Below are 22,786 nucleotides of genomic sequence, written 5' to 3'. Positions count from 1 at the left end.
CGAGGCAGCCTGTGGCAGTGCATTGACTCACTAGAGAGTCACATATCGATCGGCGCCGAGTGCGCCGATTTTTTTGCCGGGCGCCGCACCTCGGGATCGACGTCGTGCAGAACGCTGCCCGGTACAAGCGGAATACGCACGATAAAGCGCGCACCGCCTTCCGGCGCATCTTCGTAATGCACGCTGCCGTGATGCAGCACCATGATGTCGTGAACGATCGCGAGACCGAGACCGGCGCCGCTATCCACACCGGCGTCGGTCTGACCGTCGCCGCGGAAGAACCGTTTGAACAGATCGGCTTGCTGCGTGAGCGGCACGCCCGGCCCATTGTCTTCGACGATGATCTCGGCCATGCGCAGATCGTCGATCAGGGTTTGCGACACCGTCACGGTGATGCGACCGCCATCGAAGCGCGACGGCGGCACGTACTTGAGCGCGTTATCCAGCAGATTGGCGATCACTTCGTGCAGCAGCACCGGATTGCCGCGCGCCATCAGCGGATGATCGTTGGGGTCGTCGAGACGCTGAAAGCCCAGGTCGACGTGGAAAGTCAATGCGCGTGGCACCCATTCCGCACCCGTATCGAAAGCGAGTGCGGCCATATCCACATTGACGAAACGTGCCGCCTGTTCGCCCGGCTCCGCGCGCGCCAGCGAAAGCAACTGGTTCGACAGCCGCACGGCGCGGTCGGCCGCTGCACGCAGCTCACGGACTGCGGCAAGGGTCTGCTGCGGGTCACGCGCGACCGCGGCCTGTTCCGCATGCAGCTTGACGGCGGTAAGCGGCGTGCGCAGCTGATGCGCGGCGTCAGCGATGAATTTGCGCTGGCCGTCGAGCGCGGTTTTCAGACGGCCAAGCAGTGCGTTCAGCGCGCCGGTGAGCGGCCGGATTTCAACCGGCACATAGGTTTCGTCTACCGGTTCGAGCGACGTGTGGGTTTGCCGGTTCAGCGAGTCCGCGAGATCGGTCAACGGATTGAGCTGCTGGTTGACCACGCGCCACACGATCACCCAGCCCGCCAGCAGCAGCAACAGCAGCGGCATCATGATCGCGACCAGAAATTCGGCGGCGATGCGAAAACGGTGATGGACGGGCTGACCCACTTCGACAATGATCGGATTACCGACCGGCTGATCGACGCGTACCTGGGCCACGCGTACCGTCACGCCTTCGTGTTGCGTTTCGAAGACGTACGCATAGTGCATACGCCGTACGCTGGTACCTTGCAGCGGCAGATTGTGGTCGCCGGCGATTTCGGTTTCGCCGTTGCTGATTCGATAGACGAGGTGTTCGACCGGATCGGAGAACATGGCCTGCGCGAGCGGCGGGACCGTGACGCGTGCATCCGGCCCGGCAATCTGGATCTGTTTGGAGATCGCGGTGGCGAGATCGGCGAGCGACCGGTCGACCACATGCTGCGTGTACTGCCAAGCCAGCCAGTAAGCGATCAGGCCGCTCATCAGGGCGAGCAGCGAAAGGGGAGCAGCGAGGCGCCGCAGCAGCGTGCGGCGCAGACTATTGGCGGCCGGCTGGGGCATGATCGAACGCGCGGAAAGAGGCTACGGCGTAAAGCACCGTGGCGCCGTGAAAATTCGCCGGATGCCGGCGAGTGGCGCACCGAGTGCGCGGCGCCGGCCCGGCGCTGTCAGGCCGCAACACAGATTGCGGCCCTTGCGACGATTATGCGGCCTGACGGATTTCCTGCAACAGGTAACCGAAGCCGCGTACCGTGACGATTTCGACACGGCAGTTTTCGAGCTTTTTGCGCACCCGGTGCACGTAGACTTCGATCGCGGTATCGCCGAGATCGCCGCCGAAGTGCGTCAGATGGTCTTGCAGCTGGGCCTTGCTGACCACACGGCCATGGCGCAGCAGCAGCATTTCGAGCACCGCGAATTCGCGCGGCGACAGTTCTAGCGGCTTGTCGTCGTTGAAAATGCGGCGATCGACGCCCGACAGACGCACACCGCCCAACGACACTTCCGGACGCGGCATGTCGCCGTGCGGGCCGCTGCGGCGCATCACGGCGCGGATGCGCGCTTCGAGTTCGGTGGGTTCGAACGGCTTCAGCATGTAGTCGTCCGCGCCGGAATTCAGGCCTTGCACGCGGTCGTTCAACTCGTCGCGCGCGGTGAGAATGATCACCGGCGTATGACGATTGCTCTGACGGAAGCGCGCGAGCAGCGTCATGCCGTCGATACCGGGCAAGCCCAGATCGAGGATCACCAGCTCGTGGCGGTTTTGCGTAAGGGCCTGTTCGGCGAAAATGCCGTCATGGACCATGTCGACGGTGAAGCCGGCTTGTTCGAGACTGCTTTGGATGCCGCGTGCGATGGGGCGGTCATCTTCGATCAGAAGGAGTCGCATGGATTTCGCTCAAGTACAATGGTTTTAGGCGTCTGGGCAAGCGGTTCGCCGGGGCGCCTGCTGCACAGGTAACGTGCGGCGTGGCCGTGCCGAACCGGCACACAGCGGCCACGAAGCAGCTATCGAGCAGCCATGAAATAGCCAAGAAGCAGCCATAAAGCGGCCACCGAGCGATCACGACGTCATGTCCGAGATAACGATTCACGAACTGGAAGCCGCAATCAACTTCTGGCGCGCCCGCTCACCTTCGAGCGGCGACGAACTCGTTCTGTGCAAGGAGGCAAGCGCGCTCTCCAAGCCGTATGCGCTGATGATTGTACAGCGTCAGCACACGCTATCACCGGATCGTTTAGACGGGATTGCCAGGCTCGCGTGGGATTCTTACGTGCGCCTTAATAATAGCCTGTAGAACTGAAGGTTTGAGCGCCAGATTGCCTGCAATGCCCTTTCATTACCGGCAGATTGTTCGATTCAGCGTGCATCAAGGCGCATGATTGCCTGTATCAAACCGTAATACTGTCGATAAATTGGGCCAATTTGATGTCCCGTTCGGTCAAGCCATTGGCCTCGTGCGTCGACAGGGTGATCTCCACCTTGTTGTACACGTTGAACCATTCCGGATGGTGGTCCATTTCCTGTGCCTTGATCGCCACGCGCGTCATGAAGCCGAATGCTTCGTTGAAGTCGGCGAATTCGAAGTGACGCTGGATCGCGTCGCGTCCCGCTACGGCTTGCCAACCGCGCAGTTCCGCAATCTGCGTGGCGCGTTCTTCGGAAGTCAGTTTATGGATCATGGTGCTACCTCGTTAACCTGAACAGGCGCGCCAGTGGGCGTGCGCATCCGCTATTTTTTCACGGATGCGGTCAGCCCGCTGACGGCCTGCTCAAGCGGTGTTGTCAGATATCGCCGTCGGCTTGCCAGCCTTCCTGCGAACCGCGCGTGATGATGTGATCGTGCTCGAGCACGTCGCCCGCCGCGAATGCCGGTTCTGCAGCCAGCTTTTCCAGCAGCGGCGCGAAATCGGTTTGCGCGACGCCGAACAATTGCGCGAAGTCGTCGATCACGAAGTAGGTTTTCTGGAACGTGTCGATGCGGTAGCGCGTACGCATCACACGTTCGAGGTCGAAGCCCAGCCGGTTCGGCGCTGCGCTTTGCTGACTGTAAAGCGTCTCGCCTTTGCTCGACACAATGCCCGCGCCGTAGATCTTCACGCCGTTCGGACTCGCTGCGTCGCGGATCAGGCCGAACTCGACTGTGTACCAATAGAGCCGCGCGAGCAGCGGCAGGGCGCCGGCGTCGTTGGCGGCGAGCGCGGCGCGGCCGTATGCGTGCATGTAGTCCGCGAATACCGGATTGATCAGCAGCGGCACGTGGCCGAACAGATCGTGAAAACAGTCCGGCTCCTGCAGATAATCGAGTTGGTCGGGGCGGCGCATCCACCATGTCACTGGAAAACGGCGGTTCGCCAGGTGCTCGAAGAACACCTGATCGGGTACGAGTCCCGGCACGGCGACGATCTGCCAGCCCGTTGCGGGCGTCAGCTTCGCGTTGATTTCGTCGAACGAGGGCACGCGGTCGTGCGGCATGCCGATACGGTCGACGCCTGCCAGAAACTCATCGCACACGCGGCCCTTGAGCAACGCGGTCTGGCGTGCATAAAGCTGTTGCCATACGGCGTGGTCGACCGCGCCATAGCGCTCGGTCGGCTGGTCGATGGTGAAATCGGCGCGGGTCTCGAGGCCGGCGTCGAATTGCTCCTTGAGTTTGGCGGTGTTGGCTGTGGACATGTTGCTGCGTGCTCTACGGTGACTGCGGATTGAAACGGTAATGCAAGTGTAGAGCGGCAGGCGTGCGGAAAGGGCGCAACGATGGCGTTACGATGCATCAGTATGCAATAATCGTGCATAAATTATGGATTCAATGCGGATATCGATCATGTTAGAACTCGATCACTTCGATCTCGCGCTGCTAGACGTTCTTCAGCGCTTCGGCCGGGCCACGCATCAGCAATTGGCTGAGCAGGTGCCGCTGTCACCGTCGCAGATTGGGCGGCGTTTGCAGCGGTTAGAGCAGGTCGGTGTGGTGGACGGTTACCGCGTCGTGCTGCGGCCGGAAAAACTCGGCCTTGGCGTAACGGCGTTTACGAGTCTGAAGTTGAAGCATCACGGCGATTCGATCATCGAACAATTCCAGCAACAGATCGAGGTGCTGCCGGAAGTACTGGAATGTCACGCAGTGGTCGGCGACGCCGATTATCTGCTGCGCATCGTTGCGCCCGATCTGAACTATCTCTCGACGTTCGTGATGAAGAAGCTGATGCGTGTACCGGGTGTCGACAGCGTGCGCTCCAATATCGTGTTGACCACGTTCAAGCGCAATGGGCCGCTGCCGCTCGGGCATCTGTCGCCGGGGGCGGCCGCCGCTTGAAGCGGCGCCTTCCTGGCCTTTCTGCTGTTCAGGGTGTGTAGGGTCGCAGTTCCTGGGCGGATGCCGCCGCGACCCTTGATGCTTAAGTTTTACGCAGCTTGCTTGGGTTCGCTGTCCGGGCTCAGCAAGTCGACGTAGGCCACCGCCACCAGATCCGATTCCGGCACGCCGAGGGTCGCGAACATGGCGTGTGCTTCGGCATGGCCGCTTTCTTCGTCGTCGTCCTGAGCCAGCACGACTTCGAGCTCGACGAAGTCGCCGAGACCATCGACCCGATCCAGATGAATCCGCGTACGGCCTGTCAGATAGACGTGACGTTCCTTCGTGACGATGCCGCGTGTGGTCAGCGCCGTGGCGAGCAGCGCGTGCATCGCTTCAGGGTTGGTCACCGGGCTGCGCGTGTAATACGACGCCTTCGGGCCGTCGCGGTCGTCGCGCTGGTAGAAGATCAGTTCGGCCGGCGTGCCGTCGTCGAACTGGCGCAGCTTCAGGCGGCCACGCGGCACATCGTAGAAAAAGTCCTGCTGGCGAAAGATCAGTGGCGCGTCCGGTGCGAGCTTCGCGGCGCGTTCGCGCAGTTGCTCGAAATGCTGGGCGCGGGCTTTGATTTCAATGTTGCGTGCCATGTCAGGCTCCTGTCGAAGGATGGCGTGGTCGGCAGCTTCCGGTGTTGCCGGGGCGAAGCTGCCGGGAAGGACGAAGTCAGACGGAACAGAAACGATGCGGGGCCGGCGCGTGAGCGCGAACCCTCAATCTAACAAAAAGTGCGTGACGGTGTGGTTTCAGATGACGAGACCAGTAAATGCGGGCTTCGAGGCGGACCCCGAGTGACCGCCCGGCTGGTTGCTCTGCTTGCACCACCGGCCGGAAGCGGCCTGCGAGGACACGCGGCGAGATGATTAATCGGTCGCATGGTGGGCGGCTGTCATGAGGACGGCTCATATCGCCTTTGCGGTTGTGGTGCCTTCGGGATGGTCCCACGCCGTTTTTCGTACCGTCCTCAAGTCGCCCACTGCTGCTCGATCAGCTTCAATGCGGCGGCGATCGCCGGTTCGTCCTTGCGCTCCGCCAGCGTGATAAAGCTGAGCTGGGTCGGCACGGTCACGCCTTCGACGATGGTCAATGCGTGTGCATGGGCTTCGGCGATTGCGGTGGCGTCGCGCGCGAGCGTCAGGCCGACGCCTGATTTCACCAGATCGAGCATCGACGGTTCCTGATCCACTTCGGCCACCTTAACCGGTCTTACGCCGGCCTCACCGAAGCAGCGCGTCAACAATCTGTTATGCGCGGACGCGGGCGGCGTCCAGATCCACGGCAGCGCGGCGAGCGAGCGCCAGTCGCGCGCGCCTTTCACGCGATCTTTCCAGCCCGCTGGCGCCAGCACGCGGTACTGGAAATGCGTGAGCGTGACGGCGTGAAAGGCAGCGCCGTCGCGGGTATCGTCATCGGATGGAAGGCCGATGTAGTAGCCCACATCCAGTTCCCCCGCGCGAACCTGTTCCAGCACCCAACCCGACATGCCGTGGCGTAACGCCGTTTCAATGTGCGGCCAGGTTTCCACCAGCTGCTTGAGAAAACCGCCGAGACGCAGAAAAGCCGGGTCGAGAATCGTGCCGATCTGCAATCGACCGCGCACTTCGTGACGCAGCGCCGCCGCCGCACGCTGCACGTCGCTTGCGGCGCCCAGTGCACGTTCGGCATGAGGCAGCAGGGCCTGGCCGTCGCGTGTCAGCGAAAGCCCATGCGAAGTCCGCGTGAACAGCGTCACGCCGAGCGTCTCCTGCAGATGCTTGATTTGCAGGCTGACGGCAGGCTGGGTCAGGTGAAGCTGCACCGCGGCACGCGTGAGGTTGCCCTCGCGCGCGACGGTGACGAATGCCCGTAACAGAGTCAGATCCATATCCTGATATTAGCGCGGCTTATAGCGCAGTTGAGCATTACTCATTGGATTTGTCACCTCGAAGCGCCGTACGCTTGCGTTCATCACGCCGGTTGCGGTGGGCGGAAGACCTTCATAGGAAGAGGACAGGAAGATGAGCGAGACATATCAGGACGAGACCGTCCGGAGCGAGACGGGTGCAGGCGTGCTGACCCATTTCATCAACGGCAAGACGGTCGGCGGCACGAGCGGCCGTTTCGGCGACGTCTTCAATCCCGCGCTGGGCAGCGTCAGTGCGCGCGTGCCACTGGCGAGCGTTGCTGAAGTAGACGCGGCCGTCGCCGCGGCCAACGCCGCGTTTCCTGCATGGAGCGAAACCGCGCCGATCAAGCGGGCGCGCGTACTGTTCAAGTTCAAGGAATTGCTCGACCGTCACCATGACGAACTGGCGGAGTTGATTACCCGCGAGCACGGCAAGGTGTTTTCGGATGCGAAGGGCGAGGTGATGCGTGGCATCGAGATCGTCGAATTCGCGTGCGGCATTCCGAACCTGTTGAAGACCGATTTCACCGACCAGATCGGCGGCGGCATCGACAACTGGAATCTGCGTCAGCCGCTGGGCGTGGTCGCCGGCATTACGCCGTTCAATTTCCCGATGATGGTGCCGTGCTGGATGTTTCCGGTGGCGATTGCATGCGGCAACACGTTTGTGCTGAAGCCGTCAGAGCGTGATCCGTCCGCCTCGATCCGATTGGCTGAACTGTTCAAGGAGGCGGGTTTGCCGGATGGCGTGTTCAACGTCGTGCATGGTGACAAGGTGGCGGTCGATGCCTTGCTCGTGCATCCGGAGGTGAGCGCTTTGTCGTTTGTCGGTTCGACGCCGATTGCCGAGTACATCTATACGGAAGGCACGAAGCACGGCAAGCGCGTCCAGGCGTTGGGCGGTGCGAAGAATCATCTGGTAGTGATGCCGGACGCGGATCTCGATCAGGCTGTCGACGCGCTGATTGGTGCGGCATATGGTTCGGCGGGTGAGCGCTGTATGGCGATTTCGGTGGCCGTTGCCGTGGGGCATATTGCCGACGAACTGATCGAGCGACTGACGCCGCGAGTCAGGAGCCTGAAGATTCTGAACGGCATGGAACCGGCAGCCGAGATGGGGCCGTTGGTGACGGCGGCGCATCGCGACAAAGTAGCTGGTTACATTGATGCGGGTGTTGCTGCTGGTGCGAAGCTGGTAGTTGATGGGCGTGGCCATCAGGTGGCGGGACATGAGAAGGGGTTCTTTCTCGGCGGCACGTTGTTCGATGATGTCTCGACCGACATGAAGATTTACCGTGAAGAGATTTTTGGTCCGGTGCTGTGTGTTGTGCGGGTGCCGGATTTTGCTTCTGCTGTTGAGTTGATCAACGCTAACGAGTTTGCTAATGGGGTGTCGTTGTTTACCTCCGATGGCGGCGTGGCTCGGGCTTTTTCGCGGCAGATCGAGATTGGGATGGTGGGGATTAATGTGCCGATTCCTGTGCCGATGGCTTGGCATTCTTTTGGTGGATGGAAGCGGTCTCTTTTTGGTGACCACCATGCCTATGGGGAGGAGGGGGTGCGGTTCTATACGCGGTATAAGAGCATTATGCAGCGGTGGCCGGATAGCATCGCCAAGGGGGCTGAGTTCACTATGCCGGTGGCTAAATAAACGGGTTTTCTTGCGTGGCGCTTTCTTGGTTGCTTGCTTGTGGTGTTGGGGTTTTGCTTGATCTGGTTGTCTGCGCGACGCTTTCTTGTCTGTGTTTTTATGGCGTTGGCCTTTCCTTGTTTTCTTCGTGGTCTATTAGCGTTCGCCCCTGTGCGGGGCAGGCACTTACTTTCTTTGCCGCCGCAAAGAAAGATAAGCAAAGAAAGCGGCTCACCCCGCTAATTCTTAAGTGGGTCCCCCGCACAGCCGCGGTAGTGGTGCATCTGGAATCTGTGCCCTCGCACATTCGGCGTGAGTGACAAAGGGTTCATCCGCTCCCACTCCGCACTGCGTGCGTCGCGGACGGGTTTGCTAGGGAAACCTAGGGCTTCGTTTGGGTGTGGTGGGGGCCATCGGCTTCGCCTCAGTGACGACGGAATTGCGTGGGCGACCCGGGTGTTTCGTTTGGGCGCGGTGGGGGCCGTCGGCTTTGCCCCGGCGACGACGGAGTTATGTGAGAAACCAAGGGCTTCGTTTGCGCGCGGTGGGAGCTGTTGGCTTTGCCTTGGCGATGACGGAATTGCGTGAGAAGCCAGGGTGTTTCATTTGGGCGTGGTGAGAGGTGTCGGCTTTGCTTGGCGCCGACGGAATTGCGTGAGAAGCCAAGAGGGTTTGTTGAGCCGGGGTCATTGGCTTTGCCTCGGTGGAGCGACGAATGGAGCGCGAATGCCAACACGTGGAGTCTGGTTCTATGAAGTACGCTTCGGCGCGCGCAGCGCCGCCGGAAGAATGACTGCCTTGTCACGAAGGCCGAATGTGCGAGGGCACGGATTCCAGATGCACCACTACCGTGACTGTGCGGGGGACCCGCTTATAAGCTGGCGGGGTGAGCTGCTTTCTTTTGCCTACTTTTCTTTGCAGCAGGCAAAGAAAAGTAGGTGCCTGCCCCGCACAGGGGCGACGCTAATAAACCAATAAGAAAACAAGGAAAGGCCAACGCCGTAGGCAACCAGACAAGGAAAGGCCAACACCACAGGCAACCAGGCAAGCAAAGCGCCGCGCAGGCAAACAAATCCAGCAAGAGCCCTACGCCGTAGGCGAAAAAACAAAAAATCGCCCCGCAGGGAAAAAAGCTTAGGAGACTAAACAAATGAGCACCACCGAAAAATCACCACCGAAAACCCGCCGCCTGGAAGGCGAATTCGACTACATCATAGTAGGCGCCGGAACGGCAGGTTGCGTGCTGGCCAACCGCCTGACCGAAGATCCAGAAATACAGGTCCTACTGCTAGAAGCCGGCGGCAAAGACGACTACCACTGGATCCACGTGCCGGTAGGCTATCTCTACTGCATCGGCAATCCCCGCACGGATTGGCTCTACAAAACCCAATCGGAACCCGGCCTGAACGGCCGTGCCCTCTCATACCCACGGGGCAGAGTATTAGGTGGCAGTTCATCGATCAACGGCATGATCTACATGCGCGGCCAGCGCGAAGACTACGACGAATGGGCCCGCGTCACCAATGACGCCTCCTGGTCCTGGAACGCCGTCCTCCCCATCTTCAAACGCAGCGAAGACCACCACGCCGGCGCGTCCGAATCGCATGGAGCAGGCGGCCCATGGCGTGTTGAAAAGCAACGCCTGAAATGGAAGATCCTCGAAGAGTTTTCACAAGCGGCACAACAGGCCGGCATACCGGCCACCGACGACTTCAATCGCGGCGACAACACCGGCGTCGGTTACTTCGATGTCAATCAGAAACGCGGCATCCGCTGGAATGCATCGAAAGCATTCTTGCGCCCGGCACTCAAGCGGCCGAATCTCACCGTCATCACCGGTGCGCACACCCAGCGCGTGGTGTTCGAAGGGCGTCGCTGCAACGGTGTCGAATATCGCGGCGACAACATCGACTTTCTCGCCAAAGCCCGTTGTGAAGTGATCCTCAGCTCTGGCGCAGTCAACTCGCCGCAATTGCTCGAACTCTCAGGTATCGGCAATGGCGCACGTCTGCAGAATCTCGGCATCGAGGTGGTGAAAGATCTGCGCGGCGTCGGCGAAAATCTGCAGGATCATCTGCAATTGCGGATGGCGTATAAAGTCGACGGCGTACGCACGCTCAATACTGCCTCCGCGCATTGGTGGGGCAAGCTGATGATCGGCATGCAGTACGCGCTCTTTCAAAGCGGTCCCATGTCGATGTCGCCGTCGCAACTCGGGGCATTCGCCAAATCCGATCCGGACGATCGCTCGCTCACGCGCCCCGACCTCGAATATCACGTGCAGCCGCTTTCGCTCGATCGCTTCGGTGAACCGTTGCATCGCTTCAATGCATTCACCGCGTCGGTGTGCCAGTTGCGGCCGACCTCGCGCGGCAGCATTCACATCGAATCAGCCGATGCTTCGGCGCCACCGTTGATCGCACCGAATTATCTGTCCACCGATTACGACCGGCACGTCGCCGCCAACGCATTGCGTCTCACGCGCCGTATTGCCGCCGCACCAGCGCTCGCGCCCTATCGGCCGCAAGAGATTCTCCCTGGCATTCAGTACCAGACCGAAGAGGAACTCCAGCAGGCCGCGGGCGCGGTCGGCACCACTATCTTTCATCCGGTCGGCACCTGCCGTATGGGCACCGTCGACGATCCTGGCGCGGTAGTCGATAACCGCCTGCGAGTTATCGGGGTTGACGGTTTGCGCGTGGTCGATGCGTCTGTCATGCCGTTCATCACTTCGGGCAACACCAATTCGCCGACGCTGATGATCGCCGAACGCGCCAGCGACATGATTCGCGAAGACCGCCGCGCACGCGTGGCCGGCAGCGTCGCGGTTCAGTCGAGTGCTGCGCCGTTCATGTCCGCTATGTGACACGCAATGTGGCAACAGGAGCCGAGGCCGCCGCGTGCGCCTCGGACTTTCCCTGGCATGCCTCGAGCACGAGTGACGCATCGCTCGCGTATCGCCCGGACACGCGCCGCGACCGGTTGAAGTGCCGCCCGCGCATCCCCCAGTTGCGCGCCGGGCAAGGTTGACGCGCCGCTTGCACATCCCTTGGGCGCGTCACGAGAAAGATGGAAGCAGCGCTTGAACATGCCTCGACGTTGCTTCAAACAGTCGTCATCCACTAAGTGCAAATCCCGATGAATGCGCTGCATCATTGGCGCGACAATGGCAGCCATGCTGCGTGCCGCCCCATGGATTACCGTCCGGATTGGTGCAGCACGCCAACGAGCGGCACGGGGTGCCCTCGTCGTAAAAAAGCCGCGCAGCCGTTCGCGCGGAAAATCGTAATGCTTCGCCTTACTCCGTATGGAAGGGAACATGATTCTCGGCGATACGATTCTCGAAACGCGCGGTCTCACCCGCGAGTTCAAAGGCTTTATCGCCGTGAACGGGGTGAACCTGCGCGTGCGCCGTGGCTCGATCCATGCGCTGATCGGCCCCAATGGGGCAGGCAAGACCACCTGCTTCAACCTGCTCACCAAATTCCTCGAACCGACAGCGGGTCAGATCGTCTTCAACGGAATCGACATCACCAGTGAACGCCCGGCGCAAATCGCCCGTCGCGGCATCATCCGGTCGTTTCAGATTTCCGCGGTATTTCCCCATCTGACGGCATTGCAGAACGTGCGTATTGGATTGCAGCGCGTGCTCGGCACGGCATTTCATTTCTGGAAGAGCGAACGCACGCTGCGTCAACTCGACGATCGGGCAATGGATTTGCTCACCCAGGTCGGACTGACCGATTTCGCCGACGTACTCACGGTAGAACTGTCCTATGGCCGCAAGCGCGCGCTGGAAATCGCCACCACGCTCGCGATGGAGCCCGAGTTGATGCTGCTCGACGAACCGACGCAAGGCATGGGCCATGAAGACGTCGATCGCGTCACCGCCCTGATCAAGAAAGTATCGAGCGGCCGCACGATCCTGATGGTCGAGCACAACATGAACGTGATCGCCGGCATCTCCGACACCATCACCGTGCTGCAACGAGGCGAAGTGCTCGCCGAAGGCAGCTACGCCGAAGTGTCGAAGAACCCGCTCGTGATGCAAGCCTATATGGGCAGCGCCGACGCGGCGCTCGCCGGAGCCCACGCATGAATACGATTGCCGAGCGCGAAAGCCTCGAGGTGAGCGGCACGGCTGGCGGTGCCCCCGCGCTGGAGATCGCGGGTTTGCAGGCATGGTACGGGGAGTCCCATATCCTGCATGGCGTCGATCTGACGGTGAACCGCGGCGAAGTCGTCACGCTGCTGGGCCGTAACGGCGCGGGGCGCACCACCACACTGCGCGCGATCATGGGGCTGACGGGCCGGCGCACCGGCTCGATCCGCATCGGCGGACGCGAAACCGTCAACCTGCCCACACATCGCATCGCGCACTGTGGCATTGGTTATTGCCCGGAAGAGCGCGGAATTTTTTCGAGCCTCTCGTGCGAGGAAAATCTGCTGTTGCCGCCGCCCGTCGGCGACAAGGCGCACATGATGTCGCTCGAAGAAATCTATTCGATGTTTCCGAATCTGCAGGAACGCCGCATGAGCCAGGGCACGCGGCTCTCGGGTGGCGAGCAGCAGATGCTGGCGGTCGCGCGCATTCTGCGCACCGGCGCGAGTCTGCTGCTGCTCGACGAAATCTCGGAAGGTCTTGCGCCGGTGATCGTGCAGGCGCTCGCCCGCATGATCATGACGCTCAAGGCGCGCGGCTACACCGTCGTGATGGTCGAACAGAATTTCCGCTTTGCCGCGCCACTCGCCGATCGCTTCTATGTGATGGAGCACGGTGCGATCGTGGAGCACTTCGAGGCTGCTGAGCTCGAAAGCAAGATGCCCGTACTGCACGACCTACTGGGCGTATAGACAGGAAGTAACGAGAAGCGTCCGATTGCCTCTGATAACCACAAGCGAAGAAACCAGGAGACACGAATGAAAAAGAACCCACTCGCGCGGCTTGCCACACTATGTTTCGCGGTTGCCGCCGGCGCCGCGTTGACGATGAGCAGCGCGCAAGCGGCTGACGATGCAGTGAAGATCGGCTTCATCACCGACATGTCGGGGTTGTACGCGGACATCGACGGACAAGGCGGCCTTGAGGCGATCCGCATGGCGGTGGCTGACTTTGGCGGCAAGGTCAATGGCAAGCCGGTGACGGTGGTCTACGCCGATCACCAGAACAAGGCGGATATCGCGGCATCGCGCGCACGCGAGTGGTTCGACCGTGACGGCGTCGATCTGCTGATCGGCGGCACGAACTCGGCGACCGGCCTTTCCATGAACACCGTGGCCGGTGAAAAGCACAAGGTCTACATCAGCATTGGCGCGGGCGCCGACACCCTGACCAATGAACAGTGCACGCCGTACACGATCCACTATGCGTACGACACGACGGCGCTCGCCAAGGGCACCGGTTCGGCGGTGACGAAGCAGGGCGGCAAGACGTGGTACTTCCTGACCGCTGACTACGCATTCGGCAAGGCGCTCGAAAAGAATACGTCGGACGTGGTGAAGGCCAACGGCGGCCAGGTGCTGGGCGCCGTGCGTCATCCGCTGTCGGCATCGGATTTCTCGTCGTTCCTGTTGCAGGCGCAAGCGTCGAAGGCGCAGATCCTCGGCCTCGCCAACGCGGGCGGCGACACGATCAACTCGATCAAGGCCGCCAAGGAATTCGGCATCACGAAGACGATGAAGCTGGCCGCGCTGCTGATGTTTATCGACGACGTCCACAGTCTGGGTCTGGAAACGACCCAAGGCCTGGTGCTGACGGACAGCTGGTACTGGAACAAGGACGCCACGACGCGCGCGTGGGCGCGGCGCTACTTCGACAAGATGAAGAAGATGCCGTCCAGCCTGCAGGCTGCGGACTACTCCGCGACCATGACCTACCTGAACGCGGTGAAAGCAGTTGGTTCGACCGACTCCGACAAGGTGATGGCGCAACTGAAGAAGACCAAGATCGACGACTTCTACGCGAAGGGCTACATCCGTCAGGACGGCAGCATGATCCACGATATGTACCTGATGCAGGTGAAGACGCCGGCCGAATCCAAAGAGCCGTGGGACTACTACAAGATCACTGCGACGATTCCGGGCGAGCAGGCGTTCACGACCAAGGCTGAAACGCGCTGCGCGCTGTGGAAATAAGCGCGGATTGATAACCAGACGGACGTCTGTGTACCAATCCTGGTAAGCAATGCGTCGCACCGGGATGGTACACAGACCGATGACAAAGCGTTTCGCAAGTCACGTGCGATCGGCGTTTTCCTCACCGGTCGCACGCCGGCTGGATCGTGCGCAACCGATCTCACCAGGTCGTTGGCTTAAGGGATTAAGGCTTCAATGGAAATCTTTGGCGTTCCGCTACCGGCAATGCTGAGCCAGTTGCTGCTGGGGCTCGTGAACGGCTCGTTCTACGCGATTCTGAGCCTGGGTCTGGCCGTGATCTTCGGCTTGCTCAACGTGATCAACTTCGCGCATGGCGCATTGTTCATGCTCGGCGCGATGCTCGCGTGGATGGGCCTGTCGTATTTCAATCTGCCGTACTGGGTGATGCTGGTGCTCGCGCCGCTGATCGTCGGCGTGTTCGGCATTCTGATCGAGCGCTCGATGCTGCGCTGGCTGTATAAGCTCGATCACCTCTATGGGCTGCTGCTCACCTTCGGACTCACGCTGGTGGTCGAAGGCGTGTTCCGTTCGATCTACGGTTCTTCCGGCCAGCCGTACGACGTGCCGTCGGCACTTGCCGGTGCGACCGATCTCGGCTTCATGTTCCTGCCGAACTATCGTGCGTGGGTGGTGGTGGCGTCGCTCGCGGTCTGCTTCGCGACGTGGTTCGTGATCGAGAAGACGCGCCTCGGCGCCTACCTGCGCGCGGGCACCGAAAACCCGAAGCTGGTCGAGGCGTTCGGTGTCAACGTACCGTTGATGATCACGCTCACGTATGGCTTCGGTGTCGCGCTGGCGGCGTTCGCCGGCGTGCTGGCCGCGCCGGTGATCCAGGTCTCGCCGTTGATGGGCCAGCCGATGATCATCACCGTGTTCGCGGTGGTCGTGATCGGCGGCATGGGTTCGATCATGGGCTCGATTCTGACCGGCCTGATGCTCGGCGTGATCGAGGGGCTGACGCGCGTGTTTTACCCGGAAGCGTCGGCGACCGTCGTCTTCGTAATCATGGCGCTGGTGTTGCTGGTGCGCCCGGCGGGTCTCTTCGGCAAGGAAAAATGATGCAGAGAAAAGTGCTCTACGGTCTGCTGCTGATCGCGCTTCTCGCGGTGCCCGTGCTCGGCATCTATCCGCTATTCGTCATGAAGGTGCTGTGCTTCGCGTTGTTCGCTGCGGCCTTCAATCTGCTGATCGGCTACACGGGCCTGCTCTCGTTCGGTCATGCGATGTTTCTCGCTTCGGCCGGCTACGTCACCGGCTACGCGATGCAGACGCTTGGTTTTTCCCCCGAACTCGGTGTGCTGGCCGGCACTGCCGCAGCGACGCTGCTTGGGCTGGTAGTCGGTCTGTTTGCGATCCGCCGGCAGGGCATCTACTTCGCGATGGTGACGCTGGCGCTCGCGCAAATGGTCTACTTCGTGTTCCTGCAAGCGCCGTTCACGCACGGCGAGGACGGTCTGCAAGGCGTGCCGCGCGGCAAGCTGTTCGGCTTGCTGGATCTGTCGTCGGACGTGGCGCTGTACTTTGTCGTGCTGGCGGTGATGGTGCTGGCATTCCTGCTGATCGTGCGGATCGTGCACTCGCCGTTCGGGCAGGTGCTGGTGGCGATCAAGGAGAACGAACCGCGTGCCGTGTCGCTCGGTTACGACACCGATCGCTTCAAGTTGCTGGCTTTTATTCTGTCCGCAGGACTCGCCGGTCTGGCGGGCTCGCTCAAGGTGCTGGTGCAGGGCTTCGAGACGCTGAGCGACGCCTACTGGACCATGTCGGGCCTCGTGATCCTGATGACGCTCGTCGGCGGAATGGGCACGCTGTTTGGGCCGCTACTCGGTGCGGCGCTGATCGTCGCGCTCGAAGACCGGCTCGGCGATATCGGTACGGCGCTGGCTTCGTCGACGGGTGTCGCATGGTTCCAGTCGCTGGGTGAATCGGTAACCATCGTCACCGGCCTGATTTTCATTGCCTGTGTGCTGGCGTTCAGACGCGGCATTGTCGGTGAGATCGTCGCGCGTGTGCGGCCATTGCGAGCCTGAAACCGTGGTGCCGGATGCTAAATTGCTTTGGCATCCGATATAATCCGGCGGTCCTGACGTCGGTTGAGCCGGGTCCTGTATTGTGCGCTGTTGACCCCCGCGACCCAAGCTGCACCAAACGTGCCCCAAATTTGTGCCGCAGTGCACCACTAGGGTAATTGCTAGTTGTAGTCACCCAGGTGCTCGTTTAATCTTCATGCAGTTCTGATGCACCACGAATTTTGCAGGTGGAGAACGAGGAGACAATGAGGCACTCAGTGCCCAGACGAAAGCGCTGTTGGATTGATATCCAACAGCGCTTTTTATTTGCATTTTCCGTTATTCGCCATTCAAATCTTCCGCTAATTCGGTGCCCCTTTTTTATTCACCGGATCACTCCCGATTTCACTCGTTGCCACCCTGCAAATTGCTTGCAGCGCGGGGCTTTTGTCCGCTAAACTTGCCATTCACCGACCGCTTGGTCGGGGAATCGAATTTGCGAATTTGAATTCAAATGAATAACGGGGTAGATAGGGGAGCGGGATGAAATCGGCATTGCGTTGGATGAGCGCGGCACGAGTCGCCACCGGAGCATCCGCCGCGTGGAGCGGCCATGCATTCGCGGACGTGAAAATCGGCGTCGCCGCGCAAAGAACGAAAGACATGCCCATTTCCCATGGCATCTTCAACATGAGCACGAACAGCCACGCTGATCTCGACCAGCAGGCGCGTGTGATGGTGGAGATCGCCGGCGGCAAGTGGAAGCGGTCCGGCGACTGAGTGGAGACGAGGCGATACGGAACCCCATTAAACAAGACGCGTGCAGTTGACGCGTCTTTTTTATTGCCCGCATTTGATGAATGGCGGTGCATGAAGTGCGCTGGACGAGTGAAATACGGGCGGTCAAAGCGTAGCCAAAGCGGTCGGTTTCAGGACAAACCCGCATTCGGGCGACAGTCTATTGACCATGAATGATGCAGAACGCAATACTACTAACATATTAGTGTTTAACGCACCGAAATCGCAGTAGTGGTTAGCAGCAGGGAGTAGCACCAGAACGGCGAAGGCATTGGCGTTGAGCAGGGAAAACCATGCTTGGCATGCCTGAACCCTATAACTAGATTCAGACACCCGGCCCGTGCGCCGGATTCAGATACGCGCTTCAAAGCGTTTGGAGACTTGCATGAAAAAGACAAAGCAATGGGTACGCACCGGTATCGCGATGGCGTTGATGTGCAGTGCGGGCGCTGCCTTCGCGCAGGTGAAAATCGGCGTCACGCTATCCACCACGGGGCCGGCTGCATCGCTCGGGATTCCTGAAAAGAACACGATCGCGCTGCTGCCGAAAGAGATTGGCGGCAAGACCGTGCAATACATCATCCTCGATGATGCATCGGACACCGGCAAGGCCGTGCAGAACACGCGCAAGCTGATCGACGAAGACCACGTCGACGCAATCATCGGTTCGACTGTCACGCCGAATTCACTGGCAATGCTCGACCCCGCGGCCGAAGGCAAGACGCCGGTGATTTCGCTGGCGGCATCGGCGGCGATCATTTCGCCGATGGACGCCAAGCGCGCATGGGCCTTCAAACCGCCGCAAAACGACAGCCTGATGGCTGACGCGATCGCCGACTACATGGAGCGTCACGGCGTGAAGACGGTGGGTTTCATCGGCTTCGCGGATGCGTATGGCGACGGCTGGAACAACGTCTTCACTGCCGCGGCCGCGGCACACCATCTGAAGATCGTCTCCAACGAACGCTTTAACCGCACCGATGCATCGGTGACCGGCCAGGTGCTGAAGACGATGGGCGCGAACCCGGATGCGGTGCTGATCGCGGGCGCGGGTACGCCCTCGGCGTTGCCGGCCAAGACGCTCAAGGAGCGCGGCTACAAGGGCAAGGTCTATCAGACGCACGGCGTCGCCAACAACGACTTCCTGCGCGTTTGCGGCAAGGATTGCGAAGGCGAGTTCCTGCCGGCTGGCCCGATCCTCGTGGCGGATCAGTTGCCGGAATCGAATCCGGTGAAGAAGTCGTCGGAAGCGTACAAGGCAGCGTACGAGAAAGCGTATGGCGCGGGCTCGGTGGCGACCTTCGGCGGTCATGCATGGGATGCCGGCCAGATGCTGCAAGCTGCGATTCCGGTTGCGCTGAAGACTGCTCAGCCGGGCACGCCTGCGTTCCGCGAGGCGCTGCGTGGTGCGCTTGAAAACATCAAGGAGCTGCCGGTTTCGCACGGCATCATGAACACCACGACGACCGACCACAACGGCCTCGACAAGCGCGCACGCGTGATCGTGCAGATTGTCGACGGCAAATGGAAGCTGCAGAACGACTAACAACAAAAGCGGTACGCGCCTCTCGCGCAACCTGCGGCATGTCATGCCGCATTGCCATTCTGTTCGATGACAATGGCAACGACCGCCGCGCCATGTTCCGGCGCGGCGGTCGCCTTTTCTGGCATTGCAGGTCAGTGACCGGCCAGGGGTTCTGCCGCCACGGACTGTTTCCCGGTTTCGATTTCGACGCTTCAGGACGAGGAAGTATGGATCTATCAATTGCGGCGATCCTCGCGCAGGACGGCATCACCACCGGCGCCATCTATGCGCTGCTCGCGCTCGCGCTGGTGCTGGTGTTCTCCGTGACGCGGGTGATCTTCATCCCGCAGGGCGAGTTTGTTTCGTACGGCGCGCTGACGCTCGCCGCATTGCAGACACAGAAATTTCCGGCGACGTGCTGGTTGCTGATGGCGATGGGCGCGGCGTGTTTTGTCGTCGAGATAGCGGGGCTGGTGCGGCATCCCGAACGGCGCCGGCATGCGGCGCGCACGCTGGTGATGCTGGTCGGCAAATACCTGCTGTTCCCGGTCGCGGTTTACGCGCTCACGCAAGGCGTTTTCCTGCACCCGCTGCCGATGATCGCGCAAATCGCGCTGACGCTGCTGATCGTGATTCCGATGGGACCGTTCGTCTACCGGCTCGCGTATGAACCGATCGCGGAGGCGACCACGCTGTTGCTGCTGATCGTGGCGGTGGCGGTGCACTTTGCGATGGTCGGCCTCGGGCTTGTGATGTTCGGCGCGGAAGGCTCACGCACCACGGCGTTTTCCGATGCGACCTTCAATCTCGGTACGTTGTCCATTTCCGGACAAAGCCTGTGGGTGGTGGGCACGGCGGTGGTGTTGATCGGTGGCCTGTACCTGTACTTCGATCGCTCGATTTCCGGCAAGGCTTTGCGCGCGACGTCGGTGAACCGGCTCGGTGCGCGGCTCGTCGGCATCGGCACGACGCAGGCAGGGCGCCTCGCGTTCACGCTCGCTGCGGGCCTCGGTGCGCTGTGCGGCATCCTCGTTGCACCCTTGACCACCATCTACTACGACTCGGGCTTCCTGATCGGTTTGAAGGGCTTTGTGGGGGCGATTATCGGCGGCCTGGTCAGCTATCCGCTGGCCGCTGCGGGTTCGATTCTCGTCGGCCTGCTGGAGTCGTATTCGTCGTTCTGGGCGAGCGCTTATAAGGAAGTGATCGTGTTCACGCTAATCATCCCGGTGCTGCTGTGGCGGAGTCTGGCCAGCGCGCACTCGGAAGAGGAAGAGGAGTGACGCGATGAAACGGATCATGCAAAACAAGTTCTTCTGGCTGTTCCTCGTGGTGCTGTTCGCGCTGCCGGTATTGCCGCACCCGATTCACGTGCCTGAGTACTGGGTGACGCTGCTCAACTACATCGGGCTGTATTCGATCGTCGCGATCGGTCTCGTGCTGCTGACGGGTATCGGCGGGATGACGAGCTTCGGGCAGGCGGCGTTCGTCGGCATCGGCGCGTATGCGACCGCGTATCTGACAACGACGTACGGCGTGTCGCCGTGGCTCGCGCTGATCGCGGGCGTGGTGGTGACGGCGCTGATCGCGCTGATGCTGGGGCTCGTGACGATGCGGCTATCGGGTCACTTTCTGCCGCTCGGCACGATCGCGTGGGGGCTCGCGCTGTTCTATCTGTTCGGCAACCTGGAGATGCTTGGCAAGTACGACGGCATTAATGGCATTCCCGTGCTGAATGTTTTTGGCATTAACCTGGAGTCTGGTCGCCATATCTATTACCTGATCTGGGTGGTGGTGCTCGGTGCGGTGATCTCTGTTCAGAATCTGCTTAATAGCCGGCCAGGGCGGGCGATCCGCGCATTGCGCGGCGGCGGCATGATGGCCGAAGCGATGGGTGTCAATACGGCATGGATGCGCGTGGTGATCTTCGTCTATGCCGCGGTATTGGCGTCGATTTCGGGGTTCCTTTACGCGCATCTGCAACGCGCGGTGAATCCGACGCCGTTCGGTCTGAACCACGGCATCGAATTTTTGTTCATGGCGGTGGTGGGTGGCGTCTCGCACGTCTGGGGCGCAGTGCTCGGCGCCGCGATTCTGACCATCCTGCAGGACTATCTGCAAACACTGCTGCCCAAGCTGCTTGGCGAGAACGGTAACTTCGAAGTGATCGTGTTCGGCATTCTGATGGTGCTGCTGCTGCAATACGCTCGCCAAGGTGTCTGGCCGTTTGTCGCGCGATTTTTCCCGAAGGGGCCACGCGCGCATGTGTCCGATCATGCGGAGCCGTTGCCGCAACGCAGCAAGCCGGCCGCGGGCGAAAGCCTGTTGACGGTGAATAAGGCACGCAAACAATTCGGCGGTCTGGTCGCGGTGAACGATGTCAGCTTTGAGGTGAAAGCAGGGCAGATCATCGGTTTGATCGGCCCGAACGGCGCCGGCAAGTCGACGACCTTCAATCTGGTCACGGGCGTGCTGCAAGCGACGAGTGGCGAAATCACGTTTCATGGCGAGCGCATCGATTCGCTGAGTTCACGTGAAATCGTCAAGCGTGGCATTGGCCGCACCTTCCAGCACGTCAAGCTGCTGCCTGGGATGACGGTGCTGGAGAACGTTGCGATCGGCGCACATCTGCGTGGTCAGGCAGGTGTGTGGCGCAGCGTGGCGCGGCTGAACAGTGCGGAGGAAGCGCGCTTGATGGCCGAAGCGGCCCGCCAGATTCGTCGTGTCGGGCTTGAGCAGCATATGTATGACGAAGCGGGCAGCCTGGCGCTGGGGCAGCAGCGAATTCTCGAAATTGCTCGCGCGCTGTGTTGCGACCCGACCTTGCTGCTGCTGGACGAACCGGCCGCTGGTTTGCGTTATCAGGAAAAGCTGCAACTGGCGGACTTGCTGCGCCGCCTCAAAGCCGAAGGCATGAGCGTGTTACTGGTCGAGCACGATATGGATTTCGTGATGAATCTCACCGATCGTCTGGTGGTGATGGAGTTCGGCACGCGGATCGCGGAAGGCTTGCCGCAGGACGTCCAGCAAGATCCGGCCGTGCTTGAGGCTTATCTGGGCGGGGTGGAGTGATGGAGAACACGATGAACGCAGCTGCACCGATTCTCGACGTGAACGGCTTGTCGGTCCGCTATGGCAAGGTCGAAGCGCTACACGGTGCGGCAATCAAGGTGCGTCCCGGGCAGATCGTCTCGGTGATCGGTCCGAACGGCGCGGGCAAGTCTACGTTGCTGAACGCGATCATGGGCGCATTGCCGACTACGGGGCATGCGAAAGGCTCGATTCTGTATCGGGGTGAGGATGTCAGTGCCGTGCCCGTTGAAAAGCGGGTCGCGCGCGGTATGTGCCTGGTGCCGGAAAAGCGCGAGCTATTCGCGTCGATGACCGTTGAAGACAATCTGGTTCTCGGCGCGTATCGGCGCAAGCGGGCCGGGGAGCGCGACTTTCTCGACCAACTCGAGCCGGTCTTCACGCTTTTTCCTCGTTTGAAGGAACGTCGGAAACAGGCGGCCGGGACACTATCGGGTGGGGAGCGGCAGATGCTCGCGGTCGGCCGTGCGCTGATGGGCAAACCCGATCTGCTGATGCTCGACGAGCCGAGCTTGGGCCTCGCGCCGCTGATCGTGAAGGAAATTTTCCACATCATTAGCGCACTACGGCAGACCGGCGTCGCGACGCTGTTGATCGAGCAGAACGCACGCGCTGCACTGCAGATTTCCGACTACGGCTACGTGCTGGAAACCGGTGAACTGGCTTTGGAAGGACCCGCGGCTGATCTGGCGCAGAATCCGCGTGTGATTGAAACGTATCTGGGGCTGGCTAAGAAGGTGGCTTAACTCTCCACTTTCGTTCAGTTCGCTGTGGTTCAAAGCGGTGTGTTTCACGTGAAACACACCGCTTTTTTGTTGCCTGGCCATTCGGACGAAATTCGGGCCTAAACCGAACCCGTTAT

19 protein-coding genes and 1 pseudogene are annotated in these 22,786 nt (G+C 60.8%); 14 read left to right on the top strand and 6 right to left on the bottom strand.

The genetic code is table 11. From position 1 onward, the window contains the following. Positions 1-38: 38 nt before the first annotated feature. Both ACOSV0_RS20115 and ACOSV0_RS20110 read right to left on the bottom strand, forming a co-directional pair. Complete coding sequence (locus tag ACOSV0_RS20115; RefSeq protein ID WP_434107870.1) at positions 39-1,538, bottom strand: sensor histidine kinase; 1,500 nt, start codon at positions 1,536-1,538, stop codon at positions 39-41. A 142-nt stretch (positions 1,539-1,680) separates the two neighbouring features. Then, positions 1,681-2,367, bottom strand: a complete 687-nt coding sequence (locus tag ACOSV0_RS20110; protein ID WP_028197606.1) for a response regulator transcription factor — start codon at positions 2,365-2,367, stop codon at positions 1,681-1,683. A gap of 184 nt (positions 2,368-2,551) precedes the next feature. Between ACOSV0_RS20110 and ACOSV0_RS20105 the strand changes: the two genes are divergently transcribed. Further along, complete coding sequence (locus ACOSV0_RS20105; RefSeq protein WP_325047281.1) at positions 2,552-2,776, top strand: DUF3717 domain-containing protein; 225 nt, start codon at positions 2,552-2,554, stop codon at positions 2,774-2,776. Between the two features lie 94 nt (positions 2,777-2,870). Here the strand turns inward: ACOSV0_RS20105 and ACOSV0_RS20100 are convergent, their stop codons facing one another. Together ACOSV0_RS20100 and phhA are read right to left on the bottom strand one after the other, a co-directional pair. Further along, positions 2,871-3,161, bottom strand: a complete 291-nt coding sequence (locus ACOSV0_RS20100; RefSeq protein WP_434107868.1) for a 4a-hydroxytetrahydrobiopterin dehydratase — start codon at positions 3,159-3,161, stop codon at positions 2,871-2,873. A gap of 103 nt (positions 3,162-3,264) precedes the next feature. Further along, positions 3,265-4,155, bottom strand: a complete 891-nt coding sequence (gene phhA, locus ACOSV0_RS20095; RefSeq protein ID WP_434107867.1) for a phenylalanine 4-monooxygenase — start codon at positions 4,153-4,155, stop codon at positions 3,265-3,267. A 148-nt stretch (positions 4,156-4,303) separates the two neighbouring features. On the opposite strand from phhA, the gene ACOSV0_RS20090 reads away from it, so the two are divergent. After that, on the top strand, positions 4,304-4,795 hold the full coding sequence (locus ACOSV0_RS20090) for an Lrp/AsnC family transcriptional regulator (RefSeq protein ID WP_054042727.1): 492 nt from the start codon (positions 4,304-4,306) through the stop codon (positions 4,793-4,795). An 89-nt stretch (positions 4,796-4,884) separates the two neighbouring features. Here ACOSV0_RS20090 and ACOSV0_RS20085 read toward each other — a convergent pair whose 3' ends face one another. Both ACOSV0_RS20085 and ACOSV0_RS20080 read right to left on the bottom strand, forming a co-directional pair. Next, positions 4,885-5,421 (bottom strand): class IV adenylate cyclase, encoded by a 537-nt coding sequence (locus tag ACOSV0_RS20085; RefSeq protein ID WP_120302736.1) that lies wholly within the window; start codon positions 5,419-5,421, stop codon positions 4,885-4,887. A gap of 374 nt (positions 5,422-5,795) precedes the next feature. Continuing rightward, positions 5,796-6,695, bottom strand: coding sequence for a LysR family transcriptional regulator (locus tag ACOSV0_RS20080; protein ID WP_434107866.1), 900 nt, complete (start codon positions 6,693-6,695; stop codon positions 5,796-5,798). Positions 6,696-6,828: 133 nt separating this feature from the next. On the opposite strand from ACOSV0_RS20080, the gene ACOSV0_RS20075 reads away from it, so the two are divergent. The 12 genes and pseudogenes from ACOSV0_RS20075 (at position 6,829) to ACOSV0_RS20020 (ending at position 22,670) form a co-directional block, all read left to right on the top strand. Then, complete coding sequence (locus ACOSV0_RS20075; RefSeq protein ID WP_434107864.1) at positions 6,829-8,367, top strand: CoA-acylating methylmalonate-semialdehyde dehydrogenase; 1,539 nt, start codon at positions 6,829-6,831, stop codon at positions 8,365-8,367. A gap of 1,129 nt (positions 8,368-9,496) precedes the next feature. Beyond that, positions 9,497-11,212 carry a GMC family oxidoreductase gene (locus ACOSV0_RS20070; RefSeq protein WP_434107862.1) on the top strand — a complete coding sequence of 572 codons (1,716 nt, stop codon included), beginning with the start codon at positions 9,497-9,499 and terminating at the stop codon, positions 11,210-11,212. Between the two features lie 453 nt (positions 11,213-11,665). Then, the gene (locus ACOSV0_RS20065) at positions 11,666-12,445 is read left to right on the top strand and encodes an ABC transporter ATP-binding protein (protein WP_054038612.1); all 780 of its coding nucleotides are present in this window, start codon (positions 11,666-11,668) and stop codon (positions 12,443-12,445) included. Continuing rightward, complete coding sequence (locus tag ACOSV0_RS20060) at positions 12,442-13,200, top strand: ABC transporter ATP-binding protein (RefSeq protein WP_434107860.1); 759 nt, start codon at positions 12,442-12,444, stop codon at positions 13,198-13,200. Before ACOSV0_RS20065 ends, ACOSV0_RS20060 begins: the two co-directional genes overlap by 4 nt. Positions 13,201-13,266: 66 nt before the next feature. After that, positions 13,267-14,481, top strand: a complete 1,215-nt coding sequence (locus ACOSV0_RS20055) for an ABC transporter substrate-binding protein (RefSeq protein WP_434107859.1) — start codon at positions 13,267-13,269, stop codon at positions 14,479-14,481. 195 nt (positions 14,482-14,676) lie between these two features. Then, a complete protein-coding gene (locus tag ACOSV0_RS20050; RefSeq protein ID WP_434107858.1) occupies positions 14,677-15,561 on the top strand; it encodes a branched-chain amino acid ABC transporter permease in 885 nt (294 codons plus the stop codon). Continuing rightward, positions 15,561-16,532 (top strand): branched-chain amino acid ABC transporter permease, encoded by a 972-nt coding sequence (locus ACOSV0_RS20045; protein ID WP_434110339.1) that lies wholly within the window; start codon positions 15,561-15,563, stop codon positions 16,530-16,532. Before ACOSV0_RS20050 ends, ACOSV0_RS20045 begins: the two co-directional genes overlap by 1 nt. Before the next feature lie 621 nt (positions 16,533-17,153). Continuing rightward, positions 17,154-17,291 (top strand): annotated as a pseudogene (locus ACOSV0_RS20040) (ABC transporter substrate-binding protein); the annotation flags it as partial. Between the two features lie 403 nt (positions 17,292-17,694). Beyond that, positions 17,695-18,855 (top strand): ABC transporter substrate-binding protein, encoded by a 1,161-nt coding sequence (locus ACOSV0_RS20035; RefSeq protein WP_434107857.1) that lies wholly within the window; start codon positions 17,695-17,697, stop codon positions 18,853-18,855. A 206-nt stretch (positions 18,856-19,061) separates the two neighbouring features. Then, entirely contained in the window at positions 19,062-20,117 is a 1,056-nt protein-coding gene (locus ACOSV0_RS20030) for a branched-chain amino acid ABC transporter permease (protein WP_434107856.1), read from the top strand. A gap of 4 nt (positions 20,118-20,121) precedes the next feature. Next, on the top strand, positions 20,122-21,906 hold the full coding sequence (locus ACOSV0_RS20025; protein WP_434107855.1) for a branched-chain amino acid ABC transporter ATP-binding protein/permease: 1,785 nt from the start codon (positions 20,122-20,124) through the stop codon (positions 21,904-21,906). 11 nt (positions 21,907-21,917) lie between these two features. After that, positions 21,918-22,670, top strand: a complete 753-nt coding sequence (locus ACOSV0_RS20020; protein ID WP_434107854.1) for an ABC transporter ATP-binding protein — start codon at positions 21,918-21,920, stop codon at positions 22,668-22,670. The last annotated feature ends 116 nt before the right edge of the window (positions 22,671-22,786 follow it).

Origin of the sequence: Paraburkholderia caffeinilytica (genome assembly GCF_051027425.1) — a bacterium.
Taxonomy (GTDB): domain Bacteria; phylum Pseudomonadota; class Gammaproteobacteria; order Burkholderiales; family Burkholderiaceae; genus Paraburkholderia; species Paraburkholderia caffeinilytica_A.
This window is presented reverse-complemented; position numbering and strand designations above follow the sequence as displayed.